The sequence below is a fragment of the Robertmurraya sp. GLU-23 genome (assembly GCF_052983275.1).
In genome coordinates this window covers 360514-386164 of sequence record NZ_JBRKCV010000001.1, presented here as the reverse complement: position 1 = coordinate 386164, position 25651 = coordinate 360514, and the positions used below count along the sequence as shown (strand labels likewise).

Annotated in this window: 23 protein-coding genes and 1 pseudogene; 3 read left to right on the top strand and 21 right to left on the bottom strand. The window is 38.7% G+C overall.

Features of this window, described 5'->3' with window-relative positions; translation table 11 throughout:
* Nucleotides 1-8: 8 nt before the first annotated feature.
* The 7 genes from ACVBAX_RS01950 to ACVBAX_RS01920 all read right to left on the bottom strand — a co-directional run bounded on the left by ACVBAX_RS01950 (nt 9) and on the right by ACVBAX_RS01920 (nt 8940).
* Nucleotides 9-992, bottom strand: coding sequence for an alpha-ketoacid dehydrogenase subunit beta (locus ACVBAX_RS01950; RefSeq protein WP_447115673.1), 984 nt, complete (start codon nt 990-992; stop codon nt 9-11).
* A gap of 14 nt (nt 993-1006) precedes the next feature.
* Complete coding sequence (locus tag ACVBAX_RS01945; RefSeq protein WP_447115672.1) at nt 1007-2002, bottom strand: thiamine pyrophosphate-dependent dehydrogenase E1 component subunit alpha; 996 nt, start codon at nt 2000-2002, stop codon at nt 1007-1009.
* A 78-nt stretch (nt 2003-2080) separates the two neighbouring features.
* Nucleotides 2081-3502, bottom strand: a complete 1422-nt coding sequence (gene lpdA, locus ACVBAX_RS01940; RefSeq protein ID WP_447115671.1) for a dihydrolipoyl dehydrogenase — start codon at nt 3500-3502, stop codon at nt 2081-2083.
* 15 nt (nt 3503-3517) lie between these two features.
* Complete coding sequence (gene buk / locus ACVBAX_RS01935; protein ID WP_447116020.1) at nt 3518-4642, bottom strand: butyrate kinase; 1125 nt, start codon at nt 4640-4642, stop codon at nt 3518-3520.
* A gap of 69 nt (nt 4643-4711) precedes the next feature.
* On the bottom strand, nt 4712-5806 hold the full coding sequence (gene bcd, locus ACVBAX_RS01930; protein ID WP_447115670.1) for a branched-chain amino acid dehydrogenase: 1095 nt from the start codon (nt 5804-5806) through the stop codon (nt 4712-4714).
* A 33-nt stretch (nt 5807-5839) separates the two neighbouring features.
* Complete coding sequence (yqiS, locus tag ACVBAX_RS01925; RefSeq protein WP_447115669.1) at nt 5840-6745, bottom strand: phosphate butyryltransferase; 906 nt, start codon at nt 6743-6745, stop codon at nt 5840-5842.
* A gap of 134 nt (nt 6746-6879) precedes the next feature.
* Nucleotides 6880-8940: a sigma 54-interacting transcriptional regulator gene (locus ACVBAX_RS01920; protein WP_447115668.1), complete on the bottom strand. Its 2061-nt coding sequence runs from the start codon at nt 8938-8940 to the stop codon at nt 6880-6882.
* Between the two features lie 135 nt (nt 8941-9075).
* On the opposite strand from ACVBAX_RS01920, the gene ACVBAX_RS01915 reads away from it, so the two are divergent.
* Entirely contained in the window at nt 9076-9327 is a 252-nt protein-coding gene (locus tag ACVBAX_RS01915; protein ID WP_447115667.1) for a DUF2627 domain-containing protein, read from the top strand.
* An 8-nt stretch (nt 9328-9335) separates the two neighbouring features.
* Here ACVBAX_RS01915 and ACVBAX_RS01910 read toward each other — a convergent pair whose 3' ends face one another.
* On the bottom strand, nt 9336-10079 hold the full coding sequence (locus ACVBAX_RS01910; RefSeq protein ID WP_447115666.1) for a glycerophosphodiester phosphodiesterase: 744 nt from the start codon (nt 10077-10079) through the stop codon (nt 9336-9338).
* Nucleotides 10080-10095: 16 nt separating this feature from the next.
* Entirely contained in the window at nt 10096-11670 is a 1575-nt protein-coding gene (locus ACVBAX_RS01905; RefSeq protein ID WP_447115665.1) for a DUF342 domain-containing protein, read from the bottom strand.
* 174 nt (nt 11671-11844) lie between these two features.
* On the opposite strand from ACVBAX_RS01905, the gene ACVBAX_RS01900 reads away from it, so the two are divergent.
* Together ACVBAX_RS01900 and ACVBAX_RS01895 are read left to right on the top strand one after the other, a co-directional pair.
* Entirely contained in the window at nt 11845-12426 is a 582-nt protein-coding gene (locus ACVBAX_RS01900) for a hypothetical protein (protein WP_447115664.1), read from the top strand.
* Between the two features lie 144 nt (nt 12427-12570).
* Nucleotides 12571-13371: a CsxC family protein gene (locus tag ACVBAX_RS01895; RefSeq protein ID WP_447115663.1), complete on the top strand. Its 801-nt coding sequence runs from the start codon at nt 12571-12573 to the stop codon at nt 13369-13371.
* A gap of 108 nt (nt 13372-13479) precedes the next feature.
* On the opposite strand, the pseudogene spo0A reads toward ACVBAX_RS01895, so the two are convergent.
* The 12 genes and pseudogenes from spo0A to ACVBAX_RS01835 form a co-directional block, all read right to left on the bottom strand.
* A pseudogene (gene spo0A, locus ACVBAX_RS01890) lies at nt 13480-14383 on the bottom strand (sporulation transcription factor Spo0A).
* Nucleotides 14384-14611: 228 nt separating this feature from the next.
* The gene (gene spoIVB, locus ACVBAX_RS01885; RefSeq protein WP_447115662.1) at nt 14612-15901 is read right to left on the bottom strand and encodes a SpoIVB peptidase; all 1290 of its coding nucleotides are present in this window, start codon (nt 15899-15901) and stop codon (nt 14612-14614) included.
* Between the two features lie 131 nt (nt 15902-16032).
* On the bottom strand, nt 16033-17721 hold the full coding sequence (gene recN / locus ACVBAX_RS01880; protein ID WP_447115661.1) for a DNA repair protein RecN: 1689 nt from the start codon (nt 17719-17721) through the stop codon (nt 16033-16035).
* A 16-nt stretch (nt 17722-17737) separates the two neighbouring features.
* Nucleotides 17738-18187, bottom strand: coding sequence for a transcriptional regulator AhrC/ArgR (gene ahrC / locus ACVBAX_RS01875; RefSeq protein ID WP_119709076.1), 450 nt, complete (start codon nt 18185-18187; stop codon nt 17738-17740).
* A gap of 143 nt (nt 18188-18330) precedes the next feature.
* Nucleotides 18331-19173 (bottom strand): TlyA family RNA methyltransferase, encoded by an 843-nt coding sequence (locus ACVBAX_RS01870; protein WP_447115660.1) that lies wholly within the window; start codon nt 19171-19173, stop codon nt 18331-18333.
* Nucleotides 19170-21074, bottom strand: coding sequence for a 1-deoxy-D-xylulose-5-phosphate synthase (gene dxs, locus ACVBAX_RS01865; RefSeq protein ID WP_447116019.1), 1905 nt, complete (start codon nt 21072-21074; stop codon nt 19170-19172). Before dxs ends, ACVBAX_RS01870 begins: the two co-directional genes overlap by 4 nt.
* Before the next feature lie 114 nt (nt 21075-21188).
* On the bottom strand, nt 21189-22082 hold the full coding sequence (locus tag ACVBAX_RS01860; RefSeq protein ID WP_447115659.1) for a polyprenyl synthetase family protein: 894 nt from the start codon (nt 22080-22082) through the stop codon (nt 21189-21191).
* 2 nt (nt 22083-22084) lie between these two features.
* Entirely contained in the window at nt 22085-22318 is a 234-nt protein-coding gene (locus tag ACVBAX_RS01855) for an exodeoxyribonuclease VII small subunit (protein WP_447115658.1), read from the bottom strand.
* The gene (gene xseA / locus ACVBAX_RS01850; RefSeq protein WP_447115657.1) at nt 22311-23669 is read right to left on the bottom strand and encodes an exodeoxyribonuclease VII large subunit; all 1359 of its coding nucleotides are present in this window, start codon (nt 23667-23669) and stop codon (nt 22311-22313) included. The genes ACVBAX_RS01855 and xseA overlap by 8 nt, the downstream gene beginning before the upstream one ends.
* Before the next feature lie 141 nt (nt 23670-23810).
* Nucleotides 23811-24665: a bifunctional methylenetetrahydrofolate dehydrogenase/methenyltetrahydrofolate cyclohydrolase FolD gene (gene folD / locus ACVBAX_RS01845; protein ID WP_447115656.1), complete on the bottom strand. Its 855-nt coding sequence runs from the start codon at nt 24663-24665 to the stop codon at nt 23811-23813.
* 29 nt (nt 24666-24694) lie between these two features.
* Nucleotides 24695-25093 (bottom strand): transcription antitermination factor NusB, encoded by a 399-nt coding sequence (gene nusB, locus ACVBAX_RS01840; RefSeq protein ID WP_447115655.1) that lies wholly within the window; start codon nt 25091-25093, stop codon nt 24695-24697.
* A 139-nt stretch (nt 25094-25232) separates the two neighbouring features.
* Nucleotides 25233-25640 carry an Asp23/Gls24 family envelope stress response protein gene (locus ACVBAX_RS01835; RefSeq protein WP_119709082.1) on the bottom strand — a complete coding sequence of 136 codons (408 nt, stop codon included), beginning with the start codon at nt 25638-25640 and terminating at the stop codon, nt 25233-25235.
* Nucleotides 25641-25651: the final 11 nt, after the last annotated feature.

Genomic DNA, 25651 nt, shown 5'->3' with positions numbered 1-25651 from the left:
AATCCCTATTAAAATTCAGCAAGCTCACGCATCGCTTTTTCGACCTTATCAGGATTTACCATAAAGTACTTTTCCATCGTTGGTGCGTACGGCATAGCTGGAATGTCAGGGCCCGCTAAGCGCTTAATAGGTGCATCTAAATCAAACAAGCAGTTCTCAGCAATGATCGCCGCTACTTCGCTCATAATGCTGCCTTCCTTGTTATCTTCCGTCACTAACAGGACCTTTCCTGTTTTAGAAGCTGCTTCAATAATCGCCTCTTTATCCAAAGGATACACGGTCCGTAAGTCAAGGATATGGGCTGAAATCCCGTCACTTGCTAATTTTTCTGCGGCTTGTAGAGCAAAGTGAACACATAAACCATAAGTAATGACGGTAATGTCTTCTCCCTCTCGTTTTACATCTGCCTTACCGATTGGAAGAACATAATCATCAGTCGGAACTTCCCCTTTGATTAAGCGATAGGCACGCTTATGCTCAAAAAACAGAACAGGATCGTCATCTCGAATAGCTGCCTTTAACAGACCTTTTACATCATAAGGAGTTGAAGGCATAACAATTTTTAGACCAGGCTGATTGGCAAATACCGCCTCAACAGATTGAGAATGGTACAGCGCACCGTGAACGCCTCCACCATACGGGGCACGCACTACAATAGGGCAATTCCAATCATTGTTAGAGCGATAACGGATTCTTGCTGCTTCGGAAATAATTTGGTTCACTGCGGGCATAATAAAATCAGCAAACTGCATTTCAGCAATTGGTCTCATACCATACATCGCTGCGCCTATTCCAACTCCTGCGATGGCTGATTCAGCTAGTGGAGTGTCAATTACTCGAGCCTCACCAAATTGCTCATATAAGCCTTGTGTTGCTTTAAACACACCGCCCTTTTTACCCACGTCTTCACCTAAGACAAATACTTTCGAATCGCGCTCCATCTCCTCACGAATCGCCATAGTTACCGCATCAATATATGAGATTACAGGCATTGATTTCTTCCCCCTTACTTCTCAGCGTACACATGCTTTAATGCACTTTCAGGAGCTGCATATGGTGCATTTTCTGCATAGTCGGTTGCTTCATTTACTTGTTTCATTATTCGATCATTAATTTCCTTTGCTATATCATCATTTAGGAGTCCAACTTCTGTTAGATAAGAAGCAAATGTAAGAATTGGATCCTTCGCTTTTGCTTCCGCTACCTCTTCTTGACCACGATAGCTTCGGTCATCATCATCAGAGGAGTGAGGAGTTAATCGATAAGAAACGGTCTCTACCAATGTTGGCCCTTCCCCGCGGCGCCCGCGGTCTGCGGCTTCTTTCACTGCCTTGTATACTTCAAGTGGATCGTTTCCATCCACCGTTACACCTGGCATGCCATAACCAATGGCTCGATCAGAAACATTCTCACACGCAAGTTGTTTTTCGATCGGAACGGAAATCGCATACTTGTTGTTTTCACACATAAAGATGACTGGAAGTTTATGAACTCCAGCAAAGTTTGCGCCTTCATGAAAGTCTCCTTGATTCGATGAGCCTTCTCCAAACGTAACGAATGTCACTAAATCTTTGTTCTCCATTTTACCAGCAAGGGCAATTCCAACTGCATGAGGAACCTGCGTAGTTACTGGAGAAGAGCCTGTGACAATCCGGTTTTTCTTTTGTCCAAAGTGACCAGGCATTTGACGCCCACCTGAGTTTGGATCTTCTTCCTTAGCAAAACCCGACAACATGAGATCTTTGGCAGTCATACCAAACGTTAGGACAACACCCATATCTCGATAATATGGAAGAACATAATCCTTCTCACGATCTAACGCAAATGCTGCACCAACTTGAGCAGCCTCTTGACCTTGACACGAAATAACGAACGGAATTTTACCCGCTCGATTTAACAGCCACATCCGCTCATCAATTCGACGAGCAAGTAGCATCATTTCATACATTTCTAAAACCATTTCATCACTCAAACCTAAGGTAAGATGACGATTTTCACCCATTATCATAACCTCCTATTGAACGGTGACAGACACCTTTTGTGAACATTTGTATTTCTCCAGTGCACAGTTCATATACACTCACCCGTGTAAAGCTTTCCCATCTACAGCAAGGGCTGCTTCTCCAATTGCTTCAGATAACGACGGGTGAGGGTGGATCGTTTGAGCAATTTCCCACGGAGTGGCATCCAACACTCTAGCCAACCCTGCCTCTGAAATCATATCTGTTACGTGCGGGCCGATCATATGGACACCTAAAATATCATCCGTTTTCTTATCAGCAATGATTTTTACAAATCCATCAGATTCACCATACACAAGTGCTTTACCAATCGCTCGGAATGAGAATTTCCCTACTTTTACTTCGAATCCTCTTTCCGTCGCTTCTTCCTCTGTGTATCCTACACTAGCTACCTCAGGATTAGAGTATATACATTTGGAAATAAGACTATAATCAATTGGTGAAGGGTTCTCACGGACAATATGCTCAACCGCAACAATTCCTTCATGTGAAGCTACATGAGCCAACTGAAGTCCACCAATGACATCACCAATTGCATAAATATGGGATTCCTTTGTTTGATAGAAAGAGTTTGTTTTAATAACTCCTTTTTCTATCTCAATATCTGTGTTTTCAAGTCCAATTCCTTCCACATTTGCCTGACGACCTACAGAAACTAATATCTTCTCGGCTGAAAATTCCTTAATCGTTCCTTTTACATCAGCTGAAATAACTACATCGTTTTCCTTTTTTATAGTTTCTGGTAAAACTTTAGCACTGGTAACCAATTTAATTCCTTTTTTCTTCATTAAGCGCTGCATTTCCTTTGAAATTTCGCGATCTTCTGTTGGAATAATGCGGTCACTATACTCTATTACGGTTACATCTGTTCCAAAATCTGAAAGCATCGATGCCCACTCAATTCCAATCACACCGCCGCCAACAATAATGATTGACTTAGGTACAGAAGCAAGTTGCAATGCTTCATCAGAGGTAAGTACCTGAGAACCATCGATTTCAAGACCTTCTAATGTACGAGGACGCGAACCAGTTGCGACAATGACATTTTTCGGTAATAGCATCATATTGTCTTCTCCGCTATTCATCTCTACCGAAATGGTACCCGGCATTGGTGAAAAGATAGAGGGTCCTAGGATCCTGCCCGTTCCTTCATATATGCTAATTTTCCCTTGTTTCATAAGGTGCTGAACGCCTTTATAGAGCCCCTCAACTATTTTATTCTTTCTATCTTGAACCTTACTGAAATCTAATGAAATGTTTGAGGCAATTACACCAAAATCTTGCGCTTTCTTGGTCGTACGATATACCTCTGCACTTCGAAGTAATGCTTTACTAGGAATACACCCTTTATGTAAACAAGTTCCACCTAACTTTGTCTTCTCCACGATGGCCGTTTTTAATCCAAGCTGTGACGCACGTATTGCTGCCACATATCCACCAGTACCTCCACCTAAAATGACTAAATCATATTCTTCTGCCAAACCAAACCCTCCTCGTTACTTGCTATGAACGGTATCTTTTATTCCATTTGGATATTGTTTCGCCTCTTCTTCTCCTTTTAACACTCTTAACGCACCTTCCGCAAGAGCCTGTAACTCATTTTCACCAGGTTCAATCATGACGTCCGCTATCCAATTGACACGATCACTGATTTCTTTAACAAATCCTTTCCCGTACGCCAATCCACCCGTAAGAATAATCGCATCTACTTTTCCTGCTAATACACTACTCGCTGCACCAATCTCTTTCGCAACCTGGTATGCCATCGCTGAGTATATAAGCTTAGCCTGCTTATCTCCCTTACGGATCATCTCTTCTACTTTTAGCGCATCATTCGTACCAAGATACCCAACAAGTCCACCTTGACCGACTAGTTTCTTCATAACTTCCTCTCTATAAAAATCTCCTGAATAACATAAGGAAATTAAATCACCAGCTGGTACTGTCCCCGCACGCTCCGGACTAAATGGTCCATCACCATGCAATCCATTATTCACCTCAATCACTCTACCGTTTTTATGGACCCCTACAGTGATCCCTCCACCCATATGAGTCACAATTAGGTTCAGGTCCTCATACCTTTTCCCGAGGGACTTCGACACCCTCCTAGCAACCGCTTTTTGATTAAGTGCATGGAAAATACTTTTCCGTTCAATTAATGGAAAACCAGAAATACGTGCGATAGGATCAAGTTCATCTACAACAACTGGATCGACAATAAAAGCTGGGATATTTAAACCCGATGCAATTTCAAAGGCAATGATTCCTCCCAGATTTGATGCGTGTTGTCCTGAATATCCAGTCCTTAAGTCTAAAAGCATCATATCGTTCACTTCATACGTCCCACCTTCAATGGGGCGAAGTAAGCCACCACGTCCACAAACAGCACTCAGCTTTGATATGTTAATTCCTTCAATATCAAGCGTCTCAAGTATCGTCTGTTTTCTGAATTCATATTGATCAATAATATTGTCAAACGAATTGATCTGGTCTGATTCGTGTCGTATGGTCTTTTCAAAAATTGAAATATCATTATCGAATACTCCGATTTTCGTCGATGTAGAACCCGGGTTGATTACAAGAATTCGATTCATTAATTCATGCAACGTGTAAACCTCCATTGTATCCAAGCTTTATACTACTATGTAAAAGACAAGAGGCTGAATTCTCAGCCTTACCTTGTCCGTGCATTAACGTCGACTTAAAATATGATGTCCGTTTTGTAAGAATTGACTTCTAGAATTACGCATTCTTTCGATTCTCTCTTCTGCCATTCGATCAGCTGCTTTATATGTCGGAATTCTATCACGTTTTGCAATTTCAATTACCTTCTCAATATTAGAGTAGATCGTCTCGACTTTTTTCATTGCTCTCTCATGATTATAACCGTATAACTCATCTGCTACGTTAATTACTCCGCCTGCATTAATTACGTAATCAGGTGCATAAACAATACCCATTTCATGAATGATATCACCATGACGTGGGTCACGTAACTGGTTGTTTGCCGCACCTGCAATAACTTTAGCTTTAATCTGGGGAATCGTATGATCATTAACGACTGCCCCAAGAGCACATGGTGCATAAATATCACATTCAACACTATAAATTTCATTTGGCTCTACCGCTTTGGCTCCAAAATCTTCAACAGCTCTTTGTACAGCTTCTTTATTTATATCCGTAACAATTAATTGTGCGCCTTCTTCATGAAGATGACGGCACAAGTTATATGCTACATTTCCTACCCCTTGTACGGCAACAACTTTTCCTTCAAGGGAATCGGCTCCGAACGCTTCCTTTGCAGCAGCTTTCATCCCACGATAAACACCATATGCAGTAACAGGTGACGGATTCCCAGATGAACCAAATGCCGGTGAGATACCCGTTACGTAATCCGTTTCTTCATGAATTAAATCCATATCTGCTACCGTTGTTCCTACATCTTCCGCTGTAATGTAGCGTCCATTTAATCCTTGAATATAACGGCCAAACGCTCGAAACATTTCTTCATTTTTATCTTTACGCGGATCACCTATAATAACGGTTTTTCCACCGCCAAGATTTAATCCTGCAGCTGCATTTTTGTAAGTCATTCCCTTTGCTAGACGCAAGGCATCTTCAATCGCAGCTTCTTCTGACTCGTATGTCCACATCCGCGTTCCACCTAAGGCCGGACCTAATGTTGTATCATGTATAGCGATAATCGCCTTTAATCCCGATTGTTTATCTTGGCAAAACACCAATTGCTCGTAATCATAAGTTTCCATATACTTAAAAATTTCCATTAACTTCTTCCTCCTCAACCAACAGTGTTTTCTTTATTTACAAACAGAACAAATTGCCAGAGCAAGTGAATACACTTTACTTTCCGCTGAATCTGCTCTAGATGTTAAAACAATGGGTACTTTTGCTCCGGCGATAATCGCTCCAACCCTAGCACCAGCAAAATATACGAGTGATTTATATAGTGTATTTCCTACTTCAATAGTTGGCACTAATAAAATATCAGCTCGTCCTGCCACCTCACTGTTAATCTTTTTCTGCTTAGCAGCTTCGAGAGAAATGGCATTATCAAGACCCAATGGTCCGTCTATGATGCAATCCTTTATTTGGTTTCTTCGATTCATTTGAGTTAAGATCGCTGCATCCATTGTTGCTGACATTGATGGATTTACGACTTCTACTGCTGCAATGACAGCAACACGTGGAGTTTCAATTCCGATTGATTTCGCAAGTTTTACCGAATTATTAATAATTTGAATTTTTGTATCTAAATCAGGATTTATGTTCATAGCTGCATCGGTAACAATTGTAAAACGATCATAACCAGCAACTTCAAAAACGGAGATATGCGATAGCACATTCCCTGTTCGTAAACCGAAGTCTTTATTAAGTACTGCCTTTAAGAGAGTAGCTGTAGGAACATTTCCCTTCATAAGTACATTTGCTTCATTTAATTTAATTGCTTTAACTGCATGTTCAGCAGCAGAAGCACTTGAGTTGGTATGAAAAATCTTTATTTTTTCACTTCTTACTAGTTCTGGGGCTTTTTCCCTCAGTATAGACAAAATTTGCTCTTTATCTCCATATAGAAAGAAATTAGCTATCCTGAGCCTTAAAGCTTCTATAACTGCTTCAATAACCTCTACATCGTCTGCCGCCGCTACTGCTACGGTCTTCTCTTCATATTGGGTTGCTCTTTCTATTAGCAAATCCAATGTCATGTAAGTTCAACCCCTTTTTACCCAAGCTTACGATACTCCTGTATAACATTATGCAAGAAGCATGCCAAAAAATAAAATATGAAAACGTTTTATTATGCATGGATTAACCTGCAAATTATTTCACTCCATGAAATTTATTGCATGCCACTTCTGGCAAGATTGTATTTATCAAGCTTATAATATAAATTTCGTACGGATAATCCCAATTTTTTTGCAGTTGCTGTTTTATTTCCTTTTAGTTCCGCTAAGGTTTGAGCGATTATTTTCGCTTCAAACTCTTCGACGAGTTCTGCCAGTGACTCCTTTTTGTCATCCTCAGCTGTCACCTTTGGCAACTGATCTTGCTCCTTAATTAAAACAGGAACATGCAAAATATCAATTTCCGTTTCATGATTGGTCATAAAAATGATTGCCCGTCCTAGAATGTTTTCTAATTCCCGAACATTGCCTGGCCAATCGTAACGCATAAGTTGCTTCATTGCGAGCGGTGTGATTCCCTCCACATTTCGTCCATAATCTTGATTTATTTTTTGGATGAGCCTTTCGCATAGTAACGGAATATCCTCTTTTCTGAATCTCAAAGCAGGAATATGAATAGGCATTCGATTGAGACGATAATATAAGTCTTCCCGAAAAGTACCGTTTGCAATGCCCTTCTCAATATTTACGTTCGTGGCAGCGATCACTCGAACATTAATCGGAATCGATTTGGTCCCACCTACTCTAGTAATTTCATTTTCCTGTAGCACTCTTAACAGCTTCGCTTGTGTATTGGCCGTCAACTCACCAATCTCATCTAGAAAAATACTCCCATTATTCGCTTCTTCAAAGAACCCTCTTTTCCCCCCACGTTTCGCACCCGAGAACGCTCCTTCCTCATAGCCAAACAGTTCACTCTCGAGGAGACTTTCTGATAATGCCGCGCAGTTAACACGGATGAACTTGTTATATTTCCGATCACTACCATTATGGATCGCGTGCGCAAAAAGTTCTTTTCCCGTTCCTGATTCACCACGAAGCAATACCGTTGCTGGAGTTTTCGCACCAAGTCTTGCTTGTTCAATCGAAAGCTGAATTTCCTCCGAACGTCCAATAATATCATCAAACGAGTATTTTGCTTCAAGAGTACGAATGATTTGCCTTGCTCTACTCAGCTCTTTATTTAAACTTTGAATTTCAGACATATCATGAATGACACCGACGCTACCTTTTAATTTCCCATCAACAATTATAGGAGCGACATTAACAATAACATCTTTCTTATTTGGTCCAACTCTCATCGTTACTCCTCTTACTGGCCTTCTCGTTTGGAGTACTTTCATATGCATACTTTCGCCTTCTGAAATATCTGCATTAGCCGGTTGCCCGATGACTTGTTCCTCCGTCAATCCCGTAAGCCTAGTATAAGCAGGGTTAATCATAATCCCATTTCCGTTTTCGTCTACAACAGAAATCGCTTCGTCACTAGACTGAATAATCGCTTGAAGCATGGTCTTTATCTCGTTTAAATTCGTTATTTCCAAGGCCAAGTCCATTAGCTCTGTTTTATCTTTAAAGACAGAAAACGCCCCAATCAATTGATTATTTTCATCAATCATCGGGATTCGGGTGGTTATCACATGCATGCCATTCGTTAATACCAATTCATGATTCGCTTCAATTTTCCTGGTTATTAAAATACGTGGCAACTGGCTTGAAGGAATAACTTCGAGGATTGGTTTTCCAATCGCCTCTTTCTGGCTAATTCCTGTCATTCTCTCCGCACTGCTATTAAAAAGGGTAACTACTCCGTCTTTATTTACTACAATCATCCCATCGTCAGTCGAATTAAAAATCAAGTCATGCTTATAAGCATCATTTTGCACTTTATCAAGCAACTTTTCTTTTTCTTCAATTAACATGGTAACAAGGAAGGCTACACTCCCAGGAATAAGAACTGTATTCTTAGAGCGAGCATCTCTTAATTCACGAAAAACATTTTCATCACCAGTTACCTCAATAATAATATCAACTGTTTCTATATATTTACGCCAATCAATATCTGTAATGATTCCTTCCGTTTTGGCGTGTTTTATCCCTTCCGCCTCTAGATCACGATCAATCACTACTTTAACATCAAGCATAGCTGTTTCTTTTAATATTTTTAATATAGAAGTTCCACCTTTACCGGCCCCTACAATCATAACTGTCTGCAAAAAATCACCTACTCTATATGAATAATGAAGAATATTGCATATCTCTATTTTAATGTGAATATTCCATCTTGACAAATCGGGAGAATAATTTATGATGGCAAAGGAGACCACACTTTCGTTTTGAAGGGATTGCCTATGATTAGAATATTTGCGTTACTTATCTTATTAATACCTGGCTTTTTAGCCGCATACGGTATTAAACTAATGCGGGATATGCTGTTCGGGATACTTCTTTCACCCTTTCCATATCTTTGGCTTCAATTTCTGATGGGTCTATTTCTGTTTGTGGCAGGTTTATCTTTCGTGGCAGGTTTTATCTTTCACAGAGATCGCAAAAAAAATAAAGTACAAGCTCGATTTCAGACACAAAAAAAAGACAAAGCGTAAAAATATGATTACGCTTTGTCTTTTTTATATTTATCCCGAAGTTTAACCGCAATGGTTGGATCATCTGTTATAAACGCTGTACAGTTGATTTGAAACAATCTCTCCATCTCAGCTTCTTTATTGACTGTATACGGCCTCACAGCAATTCCCGACTCTAAGGAAGGACCAATCACCTCATTGGGTACCGCTAAATAATGGGGATGAAACCCTTTCGCTTGAATAGAAGCTGCATATACCCATGGCATATATAGACCTTCTGATAACAAAGGGGCAATCTCGATTTCTGGAGCAAGTCTATAGCAATGAACAATACTGTAATGGTTAAATGAAGAAATTACGATTCGGTCTGAGAGTTCATATTGACGAATTAACTGTATGACTTTTTCCTCCATACCTTCGTAACGAAACACACCATTTTTCAATTCAACATTGCAGGTTAATGTATTAGTCTGTAGCCAGGCGAATACTTCTTCTAATGTAGGAATTGATTGTTGTTTTTCTTTTAAATCAGGAAACAATACTGCTGCATTCAATTTTTTTAATTCTTGAAGTGTATAGTCCTTCACATATCCTTTTCCATTTGTCGTGCGATTCAGCTTTTCATCATGAATGACTACTACTTCACCATCCTTTGAAAGCTGGACATCTAGCTCTACTCCATCTGCATTTGCATATTCCGCTTCCTGAAATGCTATCATCGTGTTCTCAGGAAACTTAGCTGAATAGCCGCGATGTGCAATTACTTCAGTCATAATGCTCGCACCTCCATTATTCAGAGTAAAGTGTATTTCTATCGCTGTAAATCGTACCTTTTATTAAAGTACGAACATGTTTTTTCTGGTTTTTGATTTGTAGTGTCGTTTCTGGATACGCTGCAACTTGTATACTTACTTGACCTTCTCCCTTTGTCTCAAGAAGCTTCATGACGTTTTTTCTTCTTGCCTCTAAAAAGGACACTTCCATCATTTCGTCCTCATATATGGTCTTTAACCGTTGAAATTGCTTGAATTGTGTTTCATTCAGATGCGATTGTAAGTCTTCAAATGATTCGAGTTGCTTTTTAAGCCCCTCCACATAGAACACCTTTTCTTTATACCTCAACAACAACTCAGAAAGCTCATGTTCTAATTCGAAACGATTAAATCCTTCCACTTGAATAAACGTCTTCCTTTCTAGCCTATTACCAAATACAGCAGCACTCACCTTACCCTTCGCCTCAATAGTCCCTCCGATAATTTTACCCTTTTGTTCGTTAGCAATAATATTTCTTCCCTTTATCTTTGCACCTAACGCATAATACCCAATATGAATATCCTCACCCGCTTCTAGCGTACATTCATTAGCATGTTTTAAGAATATATTTTTTGCTGCTTTAATAATGGTTATGTTATTCCCGAATACTCCACCTTTAATAAAAATGTCACCGCTTTCGGATATCACTTCTTTGACCCCACTTATGCCAAGCTCCCCTAGGATTGAAATATCCTGAGTAGCCTTGATACTAAATCCTGCTGAAACCATCCCGTTAATTGTTACACTTCCATCAAATTGTATGTTCCCAGTACCCGTTCCAACATCTCCATTAATGATGAGATGATTCCCAACAGAAATTTTCCCATCTTTGTATTGGACAACTCCATCTACAAGCGCTTTTAAAGTGGTTACGTCGTCCTTTTCTATTTTTTCAACTGTCTTATGGTCATAAAACAAGGGTTTGTCCTTCCCTCTTTTCGGTAGCAATACCTCTCCCAGTACATTTTTTCCAGGAACACCTTCTGTACATGGAGTCTTTTCACCAAGCCATTCCCCAGCTTTCACTTCATCGATAAAATGCAAATCAAAGTAATCTGCTTTTCCGTCTTCGCGAATCGTCGGTTTTCGGTCAGATAATTGAAAGTACCGCACAACTGCATCTGCTCCTGTAAGGGCAGGCTCACCTTTTGCTACGATAAATTCCTTATTGGCAAGCGGTTGCTTTACTACCGTGTCCAATATTCCATTTTTAATTCCATGAACACCTAGTGCTTCCATTATGTCAGCAGTGAATTTCTCACTCTCACTGTGTAATTGCGCTTCTGTTACATGAAGCCGCATCTTTGCAATCATCTTATCTTCACTAATAGAAATAGAAATAAGAGGCTTCCATTCACCGACATGCATCTTCTCGCTTATTGCCTGTTCTAAACTAGCTTTCAACTCTACAAATTTTGTGATCGTAATTCTCGGATGCTCTCGAACAAGCTGATCCAACCGATTTAGTGAAAATCCTTTTTGTAAAACCGTAATAAAGACAGATGCGTTCTCCACTTCCAGTCGTAAATATTCATTGTTTATTAGGTCCATGAATGCCGTCACCCTAATCATAATAGTACTTTAAGTATATATGAAAGATGGATACTTGAATATATATGATCAATCTTCTTCATATAAAAACAAAACTTTGTCCCAACAAGTGATAACTATAAGAGCAATATCATATTTTTTAAGTAAATATATTAAATGTTAGTAGGGATTTTTATGAATGAAAATAATCATCACGCTTATGAGCAACTTTCAAATTCTAACTCAGTCGTCCCCCGTTATATAAAAGCCCCAGTTGAAATCGTTCATTCTAAATTTGACTTTACGATTAATAAAACCATTAAAATTAGCGAAAGGACAAGCAAAATATTAGATATTAACTGGACTACCCTTCACCCTGAATATCAAATAAACCTAGTAGCCAATCGACTTTGGATTTCTGGTAAACTTCATGCTGAAATTACCTATACCAAACTAAACAATTCTAACATCCACATGGAAAATCTTCTTATTCCGTGGAAAAAAACATGTCAATTAGAATATACGTACCCTCCAATGATTCCTTTGAGCAATGAAAAAACACAGTATGATTTCATTAACCAAGACCAACAAACAGAACCTTCGACTCACTTTGAGCAATCGATTTATCAAAATGAAGCTCCCATATTGGAAATCATCTCTACCAAAATTATTACAACAAAAAATATAAAAGAAGAGGATACTAACTCCATTCTATTCTTGGATCTATATTGTGAAAAACAGTTCAGAATATGGCAAAATCAAATAATAAAACTCTAACCAGAAGGAACTGTTGTTATGGTTCCTTCTGTGTGATGCACGAAACATAATCAGGCTAAAACCCCTGTCTATTCGTCCATACATCGGGACAAGCGAATCATACACTAATCATGTATAACAAGCATCAGAAAGGGGAAAGTTTACATGTCATTTTTTGAACATCATGATTCTCACGGAAAAAAGAAAGTTGTAAAATCATCATCTGTTCAACAAGAGGTAAGTAACACACCTGTAACACCAGAGGTAGTAAATTCTTATCCTTTTATGAAAGTTCCTGTTGTATTAGGAGAAACAACTGTACAAATCGACCTTGATTCTATTATTGAGTTTCCTGAGCCGGTATTAGAAATCAAAAAAATTAAAAAAAACCTAAAGCTAGTACAATGTCGGCTATTGCTACCAACAAACAAGCTATTCTTAAAGGGATTTGTTAGAAAAAACATTCAATATGCAACACCTAAAGCAGGAGGGAAAGATTTTGTCTCTTCAAGCATTCACTCCTTAACGGTCGATGTCCCATTTCAAGCAGTCACACAAATAGACTTTTTAAGCAAACCTGCTTTTAAAGCTGGTCCTAAAACGACTGAGTTCGAGTATTTTATGTCTTCCCCACTACCTCATGGATATGCTTCCAAAGAAAAATTGCTTTCAGCTGACCTCTCGGAATACAACCAAATTAGCGGTGAGGTTTTTAACGAGCTGCCTTATTGCGAATTAATCGCAAGTCATTTTATTGAAATGGATGAAGCCCTAAATAGAAAAATGGGAACGGTTTTTGGCCCAGAGGGAGAAATCTGTGCACCATTTGAAGAAGGAACCTTCACAAAAATTGAAGAAAAAATGGTTGTTGAATTGACATTAAAGGTACTACAAAATCAACAGGTTAAAATGCAGAAACATGTATGTAAACAAGACGAAGATATGGATAACCACCATCATTATTAACAATCCCATAAATCACACAAAACCCAATGAACACTTGTGTCATTGGGTTTTAATTTTCCTTATAAATAATTAATACTGAATGATGGCTTTATTTTCCTTCTAACTCTTTCAAGAAGCCTTATGTTCTAAACGCAGCTTATCAGCAACCATTGCGATAAATTCTGAATTTGTTGGTTTTGCTTTTGACATGCTCACTGTATAACCGAAAAGACTCGAAATGCTATCGATATTCCCTCGGCTCCAAGCTACCTCAATCGCATGACGAATGGCACGTTCAACACGGCTAGCCGTAGTATTATATTTCTTCGCAATATCAGGATACAACACCTTCGTAATTGAACCAAGTAGTTCAATATCGTTGTAAACCATAGAAATAGCTTCACGTAAATATAAATACCCCTTAATATGAGCTGGTACACCAATTTCATGGATGATGCTAGTAATACTTGCATCCAAATTTTTCGGCTTTGATTCCATTTGTTGACGATACATCGGACTAGTTGTTAACGGTGAAGTCGTTCTCATGACAGCGCTTGTTTTTCCACTCACTTGACGANTTTTTCGGCTTTGATTCCATTTGTTGACGATACATCGGACTAGTTGTTAACGGTGAAGTCGTTCTCATGACAGCGCTTGTTTTTCCACTCACTTGAGGAATATGATTTCCTAAATTCTCTAAATCAAATGGTTTTAAGATAAAGTAAGAAGCTCCCAGTTCTACCGCTTTCTTAGTAACGTCCTCTTGACCGAATGCTGTAAGCATAATAACGTTCGGCATCGGAGACTTTCGAGTTTCACGCAACTTTTCAAGAACCGCTAGCCCGTCTAGGTGTGGCATAATGATATCTAAAACAAGAACATCAGGAGACACTTTTTCTAATAAATCCAGACATTCTTGACCATTATGAGCTGAACCAACGACTTCCATATCTTCTTGGGACACTAAATAGTCCTTAAGTAAGCCAACTAGCTCTCTATTATCATCAACTACACATACTTTTATCTTTTTCACTACATGTTTCCTCCTCGAAAGTATTCTCACCTGAACAATTATCTATATATATAATCTCCTAACCAATTCGACAATGCAACAGTAAATCCTTTTCTTTTTTGAAAAAATCTAAAAAAATGGTATAAATCTCTATTTTTCTTCGGTTTTCGCCTGTATTCGACTTATTCTGTACTTTTGTCGAAAAATCTTTATTTTGATTAAAAAAAGGGAGAGGCTAAAGCCTCCACCTTAACTCGCCTTTTCTCTTGGTTTTTCGTAAATATCAATACCAGCTTCATTTAGCATCCATTCGATATGAACGCCATAGCCTGATGTAGGGTCATTGACGAACACATGTGTTACGGCTCCAACCACCTTATCATCCTGTATGATCGGACTTCCACTCATTCCTTGAACAATCCCACCTGTTTTTTCAAGTAACTCTGGGTCAGTTACCTTAATCACCATTCCTTTTGTAGCCGGAAACTTTTGTGGAATCGTGCTTACAATTTCGATATCAAATAATTTTACTTGATCATTGTCTACAACCGTTAGTATCTTAGCCGGACCCTCTTTAACCTGATGCGAGAGGGCTATTGGAAGTGCTTTATCCATTATTCCATTGCTAATTTCTTTTGAAAGCTTACCAAAAATTCCGAAAGGGCTATTTCTTTGAATGTCACCAATAACTTCTTTATCAGAAGAGAAACGGGCTAGTTTTTCACCTGGATCTCCATTGCTTCCTTTTTCAATAGACGTGACTGTTGAACGAACAATTTGACCATCCTCAACTACGATAGGCTTTTTCGTGTCCATGTCCGAAATAACATGTCCTAAGGCACCATACTTTTTCGATTCCGGATGATAAAAAGTCATTGTTCCAATACCAGCCGCCGAGTCACGAATATATAAGCCGAGTTTAAAATTCTCTTCTCCCGTTTCCTTTAATGGCAAAAGCTTCGTATCAATTTTGCCATCTTCTCTGCTTACTTCAATATTTAATGGTTCACCCTTTTGTCCTGCTGTTTGAACAAATGGTGCTACATCTGACATCTTTTCGATTTTTTGACCATTAATCTTTGTAATAATGTCGCCTACTTTAATTCCTGCAATTTCACCTGGAGATTTCTTACCTTCTGCTGTATTTACTTGATGGTGACCAACGACAAGGACTCCTACCGTATTAAGTTTCACACCGATAGACTGTCCACCTGGAATGACTTTAAAATCCTTTAATACGTCTACATCGACCTTTTTAATGGGGAAACCTGCTAGTTCAAGCAGCATTTCATCTTTCCCATATTTCTTTGCTTGTAATGACACGGTTTGATCATCTTGTTGAATAGAAAGAGTTGAATTTGCTGTGACGGCAGCAGATACAGGAGTAGATTTTTGTAAAATAAGGTTTTCGCCTTCAAACAGGGTAACGCTTTTGGGGATACTAAGGTAATCTTGAAACGGTTTTGAAAATCCTATGGCAACTAATGAAACAAGGAGAATTCCACCAATTATTTTTCTAAGAAGTTCATGCCTCAACATCTTTCACTCTCCTCGCTTCTAGTCCACACACACTTTTTTCTTCTTTATGGCTACATCTTTAATTTTGCCTGCTTGAGTCGCATTTATAACCTTTTCCGTTATAAAAAAAGCTACCCGTTATGGATAGCTTTTCAAGTTACCTTCATTTCCTTTGCTAAATGGAGTAATTCTTTCGCATGCTCACGGGTCAAATCGGTAATTTCTACTCCAGATATCATTCGACCGATTTCTTTTACCTTATCTGGCTCTGATAATGATTGGACTGAAGTTTTCGTTCTTCCTTTTTGAGTAATCTTTGAAATATAAAGATGGGTATCAGCCATAGCTGCCACTTGAGGCAAATGGGAAATACAAAGTACCTGAGATGAAACAGCTACTTTATAAATCTTTTCTGCAATGGCTTGCGCTACACGTCCTGACACTCCTGTATCCACTTCGTCAAAAATAATAGAAGTAACACCTTGATGTTTAGAGAAGATGCTTTTTAAAGCTAACATCATTCTCGATAACTCTCCACCAGATGCTACCTTGGATAAAGGCTTTAATGGTTCACCTGGATTTGTTGAGATAAAGAATTCGATGTGATCACATCCTGTATGTGTGAACAAATCATAATCCGAGTGAAAACGCACTTCAAATACTGTTTTATCCATATATAGTTCTTTTAATTCACGGTGTATTGATTTTGTTAGTTTCTCTGCAAACTGCAACCTTGTGGAGGTCAACTCTTTCGCTTCGAGCACTAAATCTTTCTTTATCGCCGCAAGTTCTTTGCTTAATGCATTGATATGCGTCTCTTTATTTTGTAGCGTTTCTATCTCTTCTTCTATTTTAGCTGAGTATTCTATGATCTCTTCAATCGTTTTTCCATATTTTCTCTTTAACTGATTTATTTCGTTTAGTCTGCTTTCAATATCGTGCAAACGTTCTGGGTTAAACTCAAGACTGTCCATTTTACTTCTTAGCTCTCTAGCGACGTCCTCTAAGGCGTAGTAACTAGTCGAAACCGTATCAGCTAACCCTTGATATTGTTGATCCACACTTGAAACATCTTCTAAATGACTCATCAAAAGGCCAATCCAATCCAATCCCCTTTGGTCTCCTTGAAGCACAGAGTAGCTATTAGAAAGGCCCTCATAAACCTTTTCAAAATTAGACAATCGTTTCTTTTCTTCAAGTAATTGGTCATCTTCATTAATCACTAACTGCGCTTTTTGAATTTCATCAAATTGAAATTGAATCAGATCCAGCCGATGAGCCATTTTCTGTTCATTTTCACTCAAACTTTTTAACCTTTTGGAGGTCTGCTCATAGCTTCGATATAATTTCGAATACTCTTCTAGTTGCCTTGATATTACTTTTGCCCCGAATTGGTCTAAAAGCCTTTGATGCTTAGCTTCCTCCATTAATTCTTGATGCTCATGTTGTCCATGAATATCAATTAATGTCGACCCTATTTCACGTAAGGTAGATATCGTGACCAGTTTGCCGTTTATACGACAAACACTTTTACCCGATTGCGATATATCTCTTCTTAAAATAAGCATTCCCTCTTCAATCTCTATTCCAAACTCTTCAGCTTTTTGGTAGCTCGGATGCGTCAAACTCTCTAATTGGAAAAGCCCTTCAATTTCAGCTTTTTCTTCTCCATGTCGAACAAATTCTGACGAACCTCTTCCCCCGACAAGAAGATGAACAGCATCAATTATAATCGATTTACCTGCTCCTGTTTCACCTGTCAAAACTGTCAAACCCTTTGTAAATGACACAGTTAGGTTTTCAATTATTGCAAAATTTTTAATCGACAACTCGGTTAACAACTGGTTTCACCTCTATTTAGAGCATTTCAAGGAATCGATTGGAAATCGTAATCGTTTCTTCTTCTTTTCTACAAATAATGAGAATCGTATCATCTCCACAAATCGTTCCTAAAATCTCTTCCCAATCTAAGTTATCAATCAGTGCACCAATGGCCATGGCATTACCTGGTAATGTTTTCATAACAAGTAAGTGACCTGCACTATCAATTCGAACGAAGGCATCCATTAAATTTCTCTTTAATTTTTGAAGAGGATTAAAACGTTGATCGGCAGGAAGACTATATTTGTATCTCCCATCCATAAGCGGAACTTTTACCAAGTGTAATTCTTTAATATCTCTCGAAATGGTTGCTTGTGTTACGTTAAATCCAGCAAACTTTAGTTCATCAACTAATTCATCTTGTGTCTCAATATCATTGCTAGTAATGATTTCTCTAATTTTAATATGACGTTGGCCTTTATTCATGTACTCACCCCTAATTGCTTTCAAAAACTCTGTAATATTTTGTTATATTTTTTCAACTTTTGTAGTATATATGTATAAATATACATCCTTTTGCTTATCCCGTCAAAGTATACCTACAAAAAAAAGAAGAACAAGCATGACGCTTATTCTTCTACATTCCCCTTTGATTTTAATACTTCATGAGCTTCTGAAACAATTTGGCTTGGCTTCTTAGAAAGATGGTTGTTCCCTTCCTCCTTTTCACCTTCCCAGCCTAAATGGAGTAAAAACTCAATATTGCCATCCCCACCAGTGATTGGTGAGAACGATAGATTTTTGACATCATAACCAAGAGATAAAGAAAGGTTGATGATTTTATTTATGACCGCTTCATGAACCTTTGGATCCCTTACGATTCCCTTTTTCCCTACCTCTTCTCTACCAGCCTCAAATTGTGGTTTGACCAATGCGATAATATCGCTGTTTTGGACTAGGAGGGTTTTTAACACAGGGAGAATAAGCTTTAATGATATAAACGAAACATCTATTGAAGCAAAATTCGGCATCTCTCCAGTCAGATCAGCAGGTGTCACATAACGAAAGTTTGTCCGTTCCATGACGATAACTCGATCATCTTGCCTCAACTTCCATGCTAACTGATTATATCCTACATCTAAGGCATAAGATTGTTTAGCCCCATTCTGTAAGGCACAGTCTGTAAATCCACCGGTGGAAGCACCAATATCTAACAAAACCTTGCCTTCAACATGTACATCAAATTCCTTCAAGGCTTTTTCTAACTTTAAGCCACCCCTACTCACATAAGGCATGACATTTCCTTTAATCATTAGTGGCAGATCGCTACTTATTTTTTCACCAGGTTTATCCAATCGGTTTTCATTGCTATATACGAGCCCTGCCATAACCGCTCGTTTTGCTTTTTCTCTTGTTTCTATTAACCCGCGTTCAACTAGCAGGACATCAATTCGTTCTTTTTTACTTTTCATAGTAATGAACCCTTTTTTCCTTTAATCTTTGTAAGTTCGATTACCTTTCGAATCGTTGAATCCACAGTCAAGTCTATTTCTTTCAATAACTCATCAACACTTCCATGCTCAATAAACTGATCTGGAATTCCCATTCTATCAACCACTGCATCAAAATAACGATTTTCAGATGCAAACTCTAAAACAGAACTTCCAAATCCACCTTGAAGAACGGCTTCTTCAATTGTTAACACAGGCTGTTTCCGTTCAAACAGCTCTGTGAGCATCTGATGGTCTAACGGTTTAATAAATCGCGCATTGACAACCTTCACACGAATCCCCTGTTGTTCTAGATGATTTGCTGCCTCTAACGCCATTGGAATCGTTGTCCCAAAAGTTAAAATAGCCACATCTTCACCTTCTTTTAACACTTCCCAAGTACCAATTGGAATCGTCTTAAGATTCTCATCCAATGGAACTCCCACTCCATTTCCTCGAGGGAATCTCATGGCAATCGGTCCATCATCATACTTTAAAGCTGTATTAACCATATGTTGCCCTTCGTTTTCATCTTTCGGCATCATCAGCACCATGTTTGGCACATGTCTCATAAAGGCAATATCAAATACTCCTTGATGAGTTTCTCCATCAGCACCTACAAGTCCTGAACGATCAATACCAATAAAAACATTTAAATTTTGACGGCAAATATCATGAACTACTTGGTCATAAGCCCGTTGCAGGAAGGTTGAATAAATCGCTAAAAACGGCTTCATCTTTTGGGTTGCGAGTCCTGCAGCTACGGTTGCAGCATGCTGTTCAGCAATTCCCACATCAAACATACGATCAGGGAATTCACTTGCAAATCCCTCAAGCTTGGAACCAACAGGCATCGCAGGGGTGATTGCAACGATTCTCTCATCTTCTCGTGCCAGTTTTCGAACCGTTTCACTAACCAGTTTACTCCATGCTGGCGGAGGAGTTTCAGCCGGTTTTGGAAAAGCTCCTGTTTCAATTTTATACGGTCCCGTTCCGTGCCAAGTACCCACTACATCACTTTCTGCAGGATGATACCCCTTTCCTTTTTTAGTGATCACGTGTAAAAGAACCGGTCCTTCAGTCTTTTTTGCGTATGCTAAGTTTTCAAATAGTTCATCATAATTATGACCATCTACTGGTCCTAAATACGTAAAGCCCATCTCTTCAAAAAACATACCTGAAACCAACAAATACTTCAGGCTATCTTTTATCCGCTCAGCGGTTGTTGCTAATTTCCCTCCAACAGCAGGAATTTTCTTTAGCAAATACTCTAGTTCATCTTTCGCCCAATGATATTTCCCAGCCGTTCGTAATCGGCCTAATATACTGTGAAGGGCTCCTACATTAGGGGCAATGCTCATCTCATTGTCATTTAAGACAACGATAAGATTCTTCTTTTCATGACCTATGTGATTTAATGCCTCTAGTGCCATTCCACCAGTTAACGCACCATCACCAATTACAGGGACAACAAAAGATTTCTCCTTTTTTAAATCCCTTGCGATCGCCATACCCATAGCAGCGGATAAAGAGGTAGAACTATGCCCTGTTTCCCATACATCATGTTCACTTTCAATCATTTTTGGAAATCCACATAAGCCTTTATATTGTCTTAATGTGTCAAACTCACTTGCTCTACCGGTTAAAATTTTATGGACATATGATTGGTGACCAACATCCCATAAAATTTTATCTTTTGGACTTGAAAAGCAGGTATGAAGAGCAATCGTCAGCTCTACCACTCCTAAATTCGGTCCAATATGACCACCTGTAACTGATAATTTTTCTATTAAAAATTGTCTGATGTCTTCACTTAATTCTTGTAGTTGTTGTTGAGAAAGCCCTTTTAAGAACGAAGGGTCTTTAATTGATAACAGATCCACTAGTAGGACCACTCACTTTCATCTCTTAATTGTTGCTAATCTTTTGTTAGCTGTATACACAAAGAGTAACGTATTACAGACATTTTTCCAAATGTTTTCCGTTCATACTCTCATTTAATGATTTCGATTAGCTACTAAATCCGTGATTTCTTTAAGAATCTCCGTTTCCAGTTCCATGCTATTTAGGGCATCCTTTGCGAGCGTAATATGCTCTATTAGTGATTGCCTTGCTCCCTCCATCGTCAGCAACGATGGATATGTGCTCTTATTGTTTTGTTCGTCACTGCCCACTTTCTTCCCAATGATTTCTTCATCACCTTCAAGGTCTAGAATATCATCCCTAATTTGAAAGGCTAAACCTAAATGGTGAGCAAAGGTAGCAAACTTTTCTAATTGTTGAGTATTTGCTCCGGCAATCATCGCTCCAGCAACCACACTATAAGCCAGTAACTTCCCTGTCTTATGGATGTGAATGTATTGAAGTTCATCAAGACTTAAGTCTTTCCCTTCCCCATCCATATCGGCTACTTGTCCACCTACCATTCCTTCGGCACCTGATGCTTTTGCTAAGTCAGAAATAAGTTGGATTTTCACTTCAGCCGGAATATTCTGGGAAGATACACTCGAAATTACTTGGAAGCTGTACGTTAAAAGGGCGTCACCAGCAAGAATAGCATATGCTTCTCCAAACACCTTATGATTCGTAGGCTTTCCTCTTCGTAAGTCATCGTTATCCATGCTTGGAAGATCATCATGAATTAAAGAATACGTATGGATCATTTCTATTGCGGCAGCTGCTTCTAAACCTAATTCTCCCTTCTTCCCAAACGCTTCTAAGGTGGCGAATAATAATAATGGACGAATACGTTTGCCACCTGCCTCTAACGAATAGAGCATCGCTTCCTTAATTAGTGAAGGTGCAGTTAATTTACTAACAGATTCATTTAAATACGCTTCCACTAGCTCTTTATATTTTTTAGAAAAGGAGGTAAATCCCACTTTCTTCACTTCTATTCCTCCTCTTGAATAGAGAAGGTTTCCTTCTTCCCATTCTCGGTAAGAATTTCTGTTAGCTGCTCCTCTACATTGCGAAGCTTATCGTGACAAAGCTTCGAGAGCTCCATACCTTTTTTATAAATAGAAATGGCCTCTTCTAGAGGTACATCACCTTCTTCTAGTTGTTCAACGATATCTTCAAGCTGCTGCATTGCTTCTTCAAAGCTTACTTTCGTTTCTTTACTCATTTTTTTGATCCTTCCCCTCGATCTCTAACACTTCACAAGTGATAGAACCATCTACAAGTGTTATTTTAATATTATCATTAAGTTGGATTTGGTCTGTACTTTTTACTAAGTGATTTTCTTTATCGTAGACGAGGCTATATCCTCGATCCATAATTTTTAAAGGGCTTAATGCATCCAATGCCATATTCACTCTTTGATGTTCTTTTTTCTTTGCTAAAAGAAGGTTTGCAAAGGCACGGTTTAATGCCTTTTCGGTCTTTGTTTGCTGCTGAACGGCTGTTTGAAGAAGTGTATTCAAATTATTTCTTTCAAGTCTTCGTTTCGTACGAATATACTCTTCATTTCTATTTAAGAATAAAGCTTGTGCTGCTCTCTGTAATAATTCTGTCGACTTATCAACCTGCTCTAACTTTTGTTCATACAATCTTTGTGGATACTTAAAGGCGTATGATTTACTCAAGCGATCATATCGCTGTGCTTGTACATTTATCTTTTCTTTAATTTTTCGAATAATCCTTGTTTGTCTTGTTAACACTCTTTCAATTAATTCATCAATATGTGGGACAGCGAGCTCTGCGGCACCCGTAGGAGTCGGTGCTCGAAGATCTGCTACATAATCAGCAATGGTTGTGTCTGTTTCATGACCAACAGCAGATATAATCGGTATTCTGGATGCAAAAATGGCCCTTGCCACTATTTCCTCATTAAACGACCATAGTTCCTCGATTGAACCCCCACCGCGTCCAACAATCAATACCTCAATCTCATGTAATTGATTTGCTTGTTCAATTGCCTTTACAATAGATGTAGCTCCTTGTTCTCCTTGAACAAGGGCAGGAATGACCATTATATTAGCAATCGGATATCTTCTTTTAAGGGTCGTTAGAATATCTCGTATCGCTGCTCCCGTAGGGGAGGTAATTACCCCAACGGTGTGGGGGTATTTTGGCAGAGGTTTTTTATGTTCCTTTGAAAATAACCCTTGTTTTAATAGTTTTTCTTTTAGCTGTTCAAAAGCTAAATAAAGATCGCCAATTCCATCGGGCTGCATCTCTTTTATGTACATTTGATACTGACCACTTTGTTCGTATACGGTGATATCACCTTTCACTAACACTTTCATTCCATTTTCTGGTCTAAATTTAATGGATTTATTGAAGCTTGAGAACATGACGGCAAGGATTCTTGCCTTTTCGTCTTTTAATGTAAAGTACATATGTCCACTGGAGTGCTGTTTAAAGTTTGAAATTTCCCCTTTTACGTACATATCCTGTAAATGTGGATCAGCGTCAAATTTTCTTTTTATATATTTGGTTAAGGCAGTTATTGTTACATATTGCTTTTCTTCCATTTAGTACTCCTTTATCAGCAAAGGTATGGATCACGCAAAAAAACAGTCCTATCTAATTATAAGGATAAATCACTTTTCAGTCACGTCATGAAGATTTGGAAAAGGGATTACCTATAAAAAAGGGCTGTTTTTTGTGAAAATCTATCCTTGAATAGCTTTTCGCGCGGCTTTGACTGTGTTATACATGAGCATAGTAATGGTCATGGGACCGACTCCACCTGGTACTGGGGTAACATAGGAGGCCTTTTCTTTTACTTGATGGTAAGCAACATCACCACAGAGCTTCCCTTCTTCGTTTCTGTTGATTCCAACATCAATGACTACAGCCTCTTGTTTTACATAGTCGGCAGTTATAAAATTAGCTCTCCCTACAGCAGCAATTAAAATATCTGCTTGATTCGTGAATGATGCTAAATCATGAGTCTTTGAATGGCAGTAAGTAACCGTAGCATCACGGTTTAATAGCATTTGCCCTAGGGGTTTTCCGACGATATTGCTTCGTCCCACAATCACCACATGCTTTCCAGATAGAGAAATAGCATTATCTTCGAGCATCTCAATCACACCTGAGGGGGTGCATGGCATCAAAGCATCTTGTCCTATAACCATCTTTCCCACATTAATCGGATGAAAACCATCAACGTCTTTCATCGGTGTAATTGCATTAATGATTTCGTCTTCATCCAAATGTTCTGGAAGTGGAAGTTGTACTAATATCCCATGTATATCTTTACTCTCATTAAGCTCATATATTTTAGTTAGCAAAATGTCTTGAGTAACAGTTGAGTCAAATGTAATAAGCTCCGAATATATTCCAAGCTCCTTACATGCTTTCTGTTTGTTAGTCACATATGTACGTGATGCATCATCATCGCCAACTAAAATGACCGCTAAGCCTGGTACAACTCCCGCTTTTTTAAGGTCCTGAACGTCTGCCTGGATTTCTCTTCTCTTTTTTCTACTTAATTCTTTCCCATCAATTGTATGAGCTGTCACAACGATTCCCCCTTTTCAGCAAAACGGAATTACTGCTTTTCTGTTTGTTGCTTTATTTTAGAGAGAACTCCGTTTACAAATCGACTAGCATGCTCATCTCCGAAAACTTTCGCAATCTCAATCGCTTCATCAATAACAACGTTTGCAGGTACTTCTTCTTTCAAGTATACAAGTTCGTAAACAGCCAGTCTTAACAGGTTCCGATCCACTGGCGCAATTCGCTCGATTGTCCATTTTTCTAAATGCTCTTTAATCATTTCATCTATCTGACTTTTGTGTTCCACAACCCCACCAACTAAATCAGAGAGGTAGTCATCTCCACGCTCTTCTTCTAATACATGAAGAATCGCTTCCTTTGGATTTGCTTCACTCATGTCAATTTGAAACAATGCTTGTAACGCCTTTTCTCTTGCCGTTCTTCTTTTCATCTATCCTAAACTCCTTTATTGGTTGAGATACCTAATCATCAATATGATCATAGCATAATAACTCATCATACATGAAATACTCGAAAGAAAAAAGAGCCAAAGACATTTTTGTTGTCCTTGACTCTTTAGAGTGAATAAATTACAGCTCTTGTTCTTGTTCAACCTCTTGCTTCGTACTTTCAAATTGAATACCAACGATATGCACGTTTACTTCCTTAGCATCAAGTGCAGTCATATTCAAAAGCGCTTGTCGAATATTATCTTGAACCTTTTGAGCAACAGTTGGAATGGAAACACCAAACTTCATTAAGCAATACACATCCACTTTAATTCCGTCTTCTCCAAGCTCCACCTTAACACCCTTGCCATGATTTTTCTTACCTAATCGCTCAACGACACCTAATGCAAAGTTTCCTCTCATTTGAGAAACTCCTTCTACTTCAGACGCAGCAATTCCAGCGATTACTTCAATGACTTCAGGTGCAATCTCTACTTTCCCAAGACCAGAGTTTCCTGGATTCATTTCCAAGATGTTATTTTCGCTCATTCAAAGCACCT

What these genes read in the sequence shown, in the direction of transcription:
- ACVBAX_RS01900 (WP_447115664.1), top strand. Translation starts at nt 11,845, where the DNA reads ATGAATGAAAATAATCATCACGCTTATGAGCAACTTTCAAATTCTAAC.
- ACVBAX_RS01905 (WP_447115665.1), bottom strand. Translation starts at nt 11,670, where the DNA reads ATGGACCTAATAAACAATGAATATTTACGACTGGAAGTGGAGAACGCA.
- xseA (WP_447115657.1), bottom strand. Translation starts at nt 23,669, where the DNA reads ATGGAAGAAAAGCAATATGTAACAATAACTGCCTTAACCAAATATATA.
- nusB (WP_447115655.1), bottom strand. Translation starts at nt 25,093, where the DNA reads ATGAAAAGAAGAACGGCAAGAGAAAAGGCGTTACAAGCATTGTTTCAA.
- yqiS (WP_447115669.1), bottom strand. Translation starts at nt 6,745, where the DNA reads ATGACATTGGATTTGCTAATAGAAAGAGCAACCCAATATGAAGAGAAG.
- buk (WP_447116020.1), bottom strand. Translation starts at nt 4,642, where the DNA reads ATGGAGGTTTACACGTTGCATGAATTAATGAATCGAATTCTTGTAATC.
- ACVBAX_RS01915 (WP_447115667.1), top strand. Translation starts at nt 9,076, where the DNA reads ATGATTAGAATATTTGCGTTACTTATCTTATTAATACCTGGCTTTTTA.
- bcd (WP_447115670.1), bottom strand. Translation starts at nt 5,806, where the DNA reads ATGGAAATTTTTAAGTATATGGAAACTTATGATTACGAGCAATTGGTG.
- spoIVB (WP_447115662.1), bottom strand. Translation starts at nt 15,901, where the DNA reads ATGTTGAGGCATGAACTTCTTAGAAAAATAATTGGTGGAATTCTCCTT.
- ACVBAX_RS01950 (WP_447115673.1), bottom strand. Translation starts at nt 992, where the DNA reads ATGCCTGTAATCTCATATATTGATGCGGTAACTATGGCGATTCGTGAG.
- ACVBAX_RS01835 (WP_119709082.1), bottom strand. Translation starts at nt 25,640, where the DNA reads ATGAGCGAAAATAACATCTTGGAAATGAATCCAGGAAACTCTGGTCTT.
- ACVBAX_RS01910 (WP_447115666.1), bottom strand. Translation starts at nt 10,079, where the DNA reads ATGACTGAAGTAATTGCACATCGCGGCTATTCAGCTAAGTTTCCTGAG.
- ACVBAX_RS01895 (WP_447115663.1), top strand. Translation starts at nt 12,571, where the DNA reads ATGTCATTTTTTGAACATCATGATTCTCACGGAAAAAAGAAAGTTGTA.
- ahrC (WP_119709076.1), bottom strand. Translation starts at nt 18,187, where the DNA reads ATGAATAAAGGCCAACGTCATATTAAAATTAGAGAAATCATTACTAGC.
- ACVBAX_RS01870 (WP_447115660.1), bottom strand. Translation starts at nt 19,173, where the DNA reads ATGAAAAGTAAAAAAGAACGAATTGATGTCCTGCTAGTTGAACGCGGG.
- ACVBAX_RS01855 (WP_447115658.1), bottom strand. Translation starts at nt 22,318, where the DNA reads ATGAGTAAAGAAACGAAAGTAAGCTTTGAAGAAGCAATGCAGCAGCTT.
- ACVBAX_RS01945 (WP_447115672.1), bottom strand. Translation starts at nt 2,002, where the DNA reads ATGGGTGAAAATCGTCATCTTACCTTAGGTTTGAGTGATGAAATGGTT.